At 47.4% G+C, this 5,817-nt stretch carries 8 protein-coding genes and 1 pseudogene; 7 read left to right on the plus strand and 2 right to left on the minus strand.

Annotated elements, in window-relative coordinates:
- A pseudogene (locus tag HMPREF0240_RS25020) lies at positions 1–135 on the minus strand (ISNCY family transposase); the annotation flags it as partial.
- Between the two features lie 174 nt (positions 136–309).
- On the opposite strand from HMPREF0240_RS25020, the gene thiS reads away from it, so the two are divergent.
- From thiS to HMPREF0240_RS11915, 7 genes are all read left to right on the plus strand, one after another.
- On the plus strand, positions 310–507 hold the full coding sequence (thiS, locus tag HMPREF0240_RS11885) for a sulfur carrier protein ThiS (RefSeq protein WP_009003655.1): 198 nt from the start codon (positions 310–312) through the stop codon (positions 505–507).
- Between the two features lie 4 nt (positions 508–511).
- The gene (thiF, locus tag HMPREF0240_RS11890) at positions 512–1,132 is read left to right on the plus strand and encodes a sulfur carrier protein ThiS adenylyltransferase ThiF (RefSeq protein WP_009003656.1); all 621 of its coding nucleotides are present in this window, start codon (positions 512–514) and stop codon (positions 1,130–1,132) included.
- 55 nt (positions 1,133–1,187) lie between these two features.
- On the plus strand, positions 1,188–1,967 hold the full coding sequence (locus HMPREF0240_RS11895) for a thiazole synthase (RefSeq protein ID WP_009003657.1): 780 nt from the start codon (positions 1,188–1,190) through the stop codon (positions 1,965–1,967).
- Between the two features lie 90 nt (positions 1,968–2,057).
- A complete protein-coding gene (gene thiH, locus HMPREF0240_RS11900; protein WP_347462594.1) occupies positions 2,058–3,194 on the plus strand; it encodes a 2-iminoacetate synthase ThiH in 1,137 nt (378 codons plus the stop codon).
- Positions 3,195–3,204: 10 nt separating this feature from the next.
- Positions 3,205–3,798 carry a thiamine phosphate synthase gene (locus HMPREF0240_RS11905; RefSeq protein ID WP_035313169.1) on the plus strand — a complete coding sequence of 198 codons (594 nt, stop codon included), beginning with the start codon at positions 3,205–3,207 and terminating at the stop codon, positions 3,796–3,798.
- A 623-nt stretch (positions 3,799–4,421) separates the two neighbouring features.
- Positions 4,422–4,994, plus strand: a complete 573-nt coding sequence (locus tag HMPREF0240_RS11910) for a TetR/AcrR family transcriptional regulator (RefSeq protein ID WP_009003660.1) — start codon at positions 4,422–4,424, stop codon at positions 4,992–4,994.
- A 2-nt stretch (positions 4,995–4,996) separates the two neighbouring features.
- On the plus strand, positions 4,997–5,503 hold the full coding sequence (locus tag HMPREF0240_RS11915; protein WP_035313170.1) for a GNAT family protein: 507 nt from the start codon (positions 4,997–4,999) through the stop codon (positions 5,501–5,503).
- Between the two features lie 126 nt (positions 5,504–5,629).
- Here HMPREF0240_RS11915 and HMPREF0240_RS24825 read toward each other — a convergent pair.
- A partial coding sequence (locus HMPREF0240_RS24825) for a hypothetical protein (protein WP_207636759.1) occupies positions 5,630–5,817 on the minus strand: 188 nt, incomplete at its 5' end.

Genomic DNA, 5,817 nt, shown 5'->3' on the forward strand with positions numbered 1-5,817 from the left:
GAAAGACACCGGGACAATTTCATCAAGGTCAATGGTTTGTGAGAGGGTTTCAAGGAACGCATATTTGTCGTTATCAAATTTATTTTGGCAATCGATAAAAATATCTGCCAAAGAAAGCTGTTTGTGTGGTATCATAAAAGCACAACTCCTTTACTGGTGGATATGGTTAATTGTTATTCGACATCTCAATTTTACCATAAACCAGTGAGGAGTTGTTTTATTTTGTAGTAAATAATTTCCCGCATTTATGCGGGGTGTAGAGTTTCGCAATTACCTATATGTCAGCAGTATCTGAAAGGAGTGAGATATATGTTAAAAGTTAACGGTAAGGAACTGAATTATGTGCCCGGAACCACGATTGCCGAACTGCTGGAACAGCTGAATTATCCGGTAGCCCGGGTGGCTGTTGAGCGCAACGGAGAGATCGTGCCGAGGAAAATGCTGTCTCTTACGCTGGTTGAAGACCACGATGTTCTGGAAGTTGTCAGTTTTGTAGGAGGGGGGTGATCATATGCTGACCAGGGAAGAGATAAATAACGCATTGGAAGAACGGCACACAAAAGAGGTGCAGAACCGGCTTGCAAAAGCCAGGGTGGCAATTGCCGGGCTGGGCGGATTAGGATCCAATGTGGCTTTTGCGCTTGCCAGAATCGGTGTTGGGCACCTGCATCTGATTGATTTTGATAAGGTTGATATTACAAACCTTAACCGGCAGCAGTATTTTATGCGTCATATTGGAATGTATAAGACCGATGCGCTTCGGGCGGAGCTTACGGATATCAATCCGTATCTGGAGATTAAGACGGACTGTGTGAAAGTAACAGAAGAAAATTTACCGGCATTGTTTGCGCAGGCCGGTATCATCTGTGAGGCTTTCGACGATCCTGAGGCAAAGGCGATGCTGGCCAACGGAATTCTGGAATTGTATCCGGAAAAATTCCTGGTTGCTGCATCCGGCATGGCAGGATACGGCGAGAGTAATGCAATTCACACGCGCAGGATAACGGAGCACTTTTATCTGTGCGGGGATGAGAAGACAGAGCCGTCCTGTGGCAATGGGCTGATGGCTCCAAGAGTTGCGATCTGCGCTGCACATGAGGCAAATTTAATCACGGAGCTGATTCTGAAATAGAAAAGTGTTAGCAGTTCATAGAAGAATACCAATAGAAAGACAGGAGGATTTAAAGGTGGAAAATAAAAAAAACGATTCATTTGTCCTGGGAGGGCATACATTTGAGTCCCGTTTTATTCTGGGCTCAGGAAAATACTCACTGGATCTCATTAAGGCGGCAGTGGAAAGAGCAGGCGCCCAGATCATCACACTGGCACTCCGCCGTGCCAATGAAGGTGGAATGGCAAACATTCTGGATTATATTCCGGAGAACGTAACGCTGCTTCCAAATACATCCGGGGCGAGAAATGCAGAGGAGGCCGTTCGTATCGCACGGCTGTCAAGAGAGGTTGGATGCGGTGATTTTGTGAAGATCGAGGTAATCCACGATTCTAAATATCTGCTGCCGGATAATTATGAGACAATTAAGGCTACAGAAATTCTGGCAAAAGAGGGATTTGTCGTCATGCCTTATATGTATCCGGATCTAAATGCGGCCAGAGACCTGGTAAATGCGGGGGCAGCCTGTATTATGCCGCTGGGTTCTCCGATTGGATCCAACAAGGGGATATGCACCAGAGATTTTATCCAGATTCTCATTGATGAGATCGAGCTTCCAATCATTGTGGACGCAGGTATCGGAAAACCGTCCCAGGCGTGTGAGGCCATGGAGATGGGGGCAGCGGCCGTAATGGCAAATACAGCTATAGCAACGGCCGGCGATGTTCCGGCTATGGCGGAAGCATTTAAAAAGGCAATTGAAGCAGGGCGGGCCGCTTACTTGTCCGGTATGGGACGGGTGATTGAAAAAGGAGCCAGCGCTTCTTCACCGCTCACGGGATTTCTGCAGGATTAGGAGGCCGCGATGAGTACAGAAAATCATGTAAATGAAAGTATTTTAAACGAAGAGATTAAGGAGTGGCAAAAAAAGAACCGTATCGACCATATGGCCTATCTGCCGGGGATGGAGGTGCTGGAATCCGAGGTACAGGAAAAAGTAATTGCATCTATGAACAATTATGATTATACACAGTACACCGGGGCAGATGTGCGCCGGGCACTGGACCACGAGAACCGGACCCCGGAGGATTTCGCGGCTTTGCTGTCGCCGGCAGCCCTTCCGTTTCTGGAAGAAATGGCTCAGTGCGCGCAACGGGAGACAAGAAAGCATTTTGGAAATGGAATCTATATGTTTACACCGGTTTACATAGCCAATTACTGTGAGAATTTCTGCATTTACTGTGGATTTAACTGCCACAATAAAATAAACAGAGCAAAGTTGAGTGAGGAAGAAATCGATAAGGAGATGCGGGCGGTTGCCCAGAGCGGTCTGCAGGAGGTTCTGATTCTGACGGGAGAGAGCAGGGCAAAATCAGATGTGGAGTATATCGGGAGGGCATGTGAGATTGCCCGCAGATATTTTAAGGTCATTGGACTCGAAGTGTATCCGATGAATTCCGATGAGTATGCATATCTTCATAAATGCGGCGCGGATTATGTGACTGTATTCCAGGAGACCTATAATGCGGATAAATACGAGACTCTTCATCTTGCCGGCCACAAGCGGATATTCCCATACCGCCTGAATTCCCAGGAACGGGCGCTGAAAGGGGGAATGCGCGGCGTTGGATTTGCAGCTCTGCTGGGGCTGGATGATTTCCGCAAGGATGCCTTTGCGACCGGGATGCATGCATGGCTTCTGCAGAGAAAATATCCGCATGCGGAGATCGCTTTTTCCTGTCCGCGGCTTCGTCCTATCGTAAATAATGAGAAAATTAACCCAATGGATGTGCATGAGCCCCAGCTTCTGCAGGTAGTGACCGCGTACCGGCTGTTTATGCCGTTTGCCAGCATTACCATATCCACCAGGGAATGTGCCCGGGTGAGAGACAACCTGGTAAATATTGCTGCCACCAAGATATCGGCAGGCGTCAGCACCGGAATCGGGGAACATGTGGAAGAGATAGAGGAAAAGGGCGATGAGCAGTTTGAGATATCTGACGGCCGTTCCGTGGAGCAGGTGTATGAGTCTCTGCTGGGACTGAATCTGCAGCCGGTTATGAGCGAGTATCTGTATGTATAGCGGAGAGATAATGGAACAATCTGGGGGGGAGCTTTATAAACATATTATTGCCGTTACAAACCGCCATCTGTGCAGGCGCCCGTTTATGGAACAGATCGAGTGTGTCTGCCAGAGACATCCCGGGGCGGTTCTGCTCAGAGAAAAAGATCTTACAGAGGAAGATTACGGTGCGCTATTTGACCAGGTTCAGGAAATCTGCCGCAGGTATGAGGTGCCCTGTATTCCCCATACCTTTATAGAAGCAGCGCGCAGACAGGGGAGCGGCAGTATCCATCTGCCGCTGCATATACTGGAGGAAAGGCCGGAGGTGGGGGCCATGTTTGATACGGTCGGAACCTCCATTCATGCAGTGCAGGAAGCCTTGGACGCGGAAAAGGCAGGGGCTGCTTATCTGACTGCGGGACACATTTTTTCAACGGACTGTAAGCCGGGACTGGCTCCAAGGGGAAAAAAATTTCTGAGGGAGGTGTGCGCTGCGGTGGCAATACCGGTTTATGCAATTGGAGGAATGAGCGCGAGCGGTGAATGTGTCGAGGAAATGAAGGAATGTGGAGCAGCGGGGATCTGCGTTATGTCGGAGTGTATGGGGTGGGGGACGGTTTGAGAGAAGGGGGCGCTCAGTGACAGGATTGACGGGAAGGCACGTGGACTGTATATGTCCTTTTGGAATGCACCCGTGTGCTGACTGATTCCAGGAAAAAATAACGCCGGAAATGTGGGCACGGAGAACACAGCGGCAGAAATTTTGAAAAATTTCTGCCACTGGGTTCTCCAAAAACGTGATTTGGTGATCACGTTTTTTCCCACATTTCCGACGTTATTTTTTCTGGAATCAGTAGGCACACTCTAGCATTCCAAAAGGACATATACAGTCCCCGGGCCTTCCCGTCAATCCTGTCACTGAGCTGGTGTACCCCAATGGGGAGGAAAAGGGCGGTTGCGGTGGATGGTTGAATCCTGGTGTTGGGTGAATGAGGCTCTTATTGAATATAGGCCTGTTGAGTTCCTAAGTATGGACAGTTTTAGAAGCTAGTACCTTTATAATGGGTAAGTGATCTAACGGCAGGTAAGAATGGTAATTGGTGAGCAAGTAAAGTTTGTGAAGAATAAAATTAAATTTGCTTGAAAAAACGACAGGGGTGTCGTATAATAATAAAAACGACAAACGTGTCTTTTTTGTAACTTGTTTTAAAAGTAAGGTACTAATGCATTTTTTATGGAGGGATTATGTCAGAGAAAGGGAGTTTGACCAGGAAGAGGATTCGGGAGACTGCGTATGGGATTTTTGTGGAGGAAGGGTTCCGGGCGGTTACGATGAAGATGGTTTGTGAGGCCTGCGGGATGAGCAGGGGAGGGGTGTATCGGCATTTTGGGAGCACACGGGAGATTTTTGAAGAGATTCTGGCGGGGATGCTGGGAGATGTCGAGGACTTTGTTGGTATGGGGATTGACACGGGGAAGGATGCGGCTTGGATTTTAGAGTGTGAGCTGGATAAGATGAAGGGGGAGATGTTGGATAGCGGCGGGGCTTTGAGTTATGCTATTTATGAATATTCTCTGGTATGCGGCAGTGAGTATATGGAGGAATTGAACCAGAGGGCGGTGAAACGTTGGGGGCGATTGCTCACATATGGGATGGAAACGGGAGAATTCAGGCAGGTTCATGTAGGGCAGATGACGGATACGATTTTGTATGTCTATCAGGGAGTGCGTCTGTGGAGCAGGATCATTCCGATGAAGAGGGAAACTGTGGAACATATTGTGGATAAAATCAGACAGGATATTGTTAAGGGGGAATAACTATGGAATTTGAATTGAAAAAATGGGATGAGAAGTATATCGATGACGTGGCTTTTTATGCGAATAATGAAGAGGTTGCCTGTAATCTTAGGAATGCATTTCCCTATCCATATACGCGGGAGGATGCACGGGGATATGTGCTTGCCTGCGCTGGGGACAGTGAAGAACGGCAGCTGTGCAGGGCGATTGTTGTGGATGGCCATGCAGTAGGGAGTGTGGGGATTTTTCAGGGAACGGATGTTTATGAAAAGAGCGCGGAGCTGGGATACTGGCTGGCGGAAGATTATTGGGGAAGAGGAATTATGAGCCAGGCTGCGGGTCAGATCTGCCGCGAGGCATTTGAACGGCTTGAAATCATCAGAATCTTTGCAGAGCCATTTGCCTATAATACAGGCTCACGCCGGGTTCTGGAAAATAACGGTTTTACATTGGAAGGAATTATGAAAAACGGTGTATATAAGAATGGGAAAGTGTTTGATTACTGCATGTATGCACTGCTGAAAGAATAAAAATTTTAGGTGAAGTGAAAAGTTTATTTCCACTTTGAAAACGGCAAAAAGAAAAGTGGCAATTACTCTTACAAAAAGAGCGATTACCACTTTTGGTATTCCTAAAAGTAGAATTAAGTGATACAATCAAGAAGAGAAATAACAAAGCTGTCTGCTCAGAAAGGGCTTTCTGGGCATGTTAAGAAAGCGGACTTTAGACGTGTTTTTAAAGGGGACAAGACTAAATTCCACTTGCTGGGACGTATATATTCCTGACAGCCGCCTGTTATTTCTTTCTTTAATTTCAGCTCTTATCAATCTTTCTTCTTCAACAG

This window comes from Clostridium sp. D5, from assembly GCF_000190355.1.
Taxonomy (GTDB): Bacteria; Bacillota; Clostridia; order Lachnospirales; family Lachnospiraceae; genus Faecalicatena; species Faecalicatena fissicatena_A.

Excerpts from the sequence above, each read along its gene's own strand:
- HMPREF0240_RS11915 (WP_035313170.1), top strand. The coding sequence starts at position 4,997 with ATGGAATTTGAATTGAAAAAATGGGATGAGAAGTATATCGATGACGTG.
- thiS (WP_009003655.1), top strand. The coding sequence starts at position 310 with ATGTTAAAAGTTAACGGTAAGGAACTGAATTATGTGCCCGGAACCACG.
- thiF (WP_009003656.1), top strand. The coding sequence starts at position 512 with ATGCTGACCAGGGAAGAGATAAATAACGCATTGGAAGAACGGCACACA.
- thiH (WP_347462594.1), top strand. The coding sequence starts at position 2,058 with ATGGCCTATCTGCCGGGGATGGAGGTGCTGGAATCCGAGGTACAGGAA.
- HMPREF0240_RS11905 (WP_035313169.1), top strand. The coding sequence starts at position 3,205 with ATGGAACAATCTGGGGGGGAGCTTTATAAACATATTATTGCCGTTACA.
- HMPREF0240_RS11910 (WP_009003660.1), top strand. The coding sequence starts at position 4,422 with ATGTCAGAGAAAGGGAGTTTGACCAGGAAGAGGATTCGGGAGACTGCG.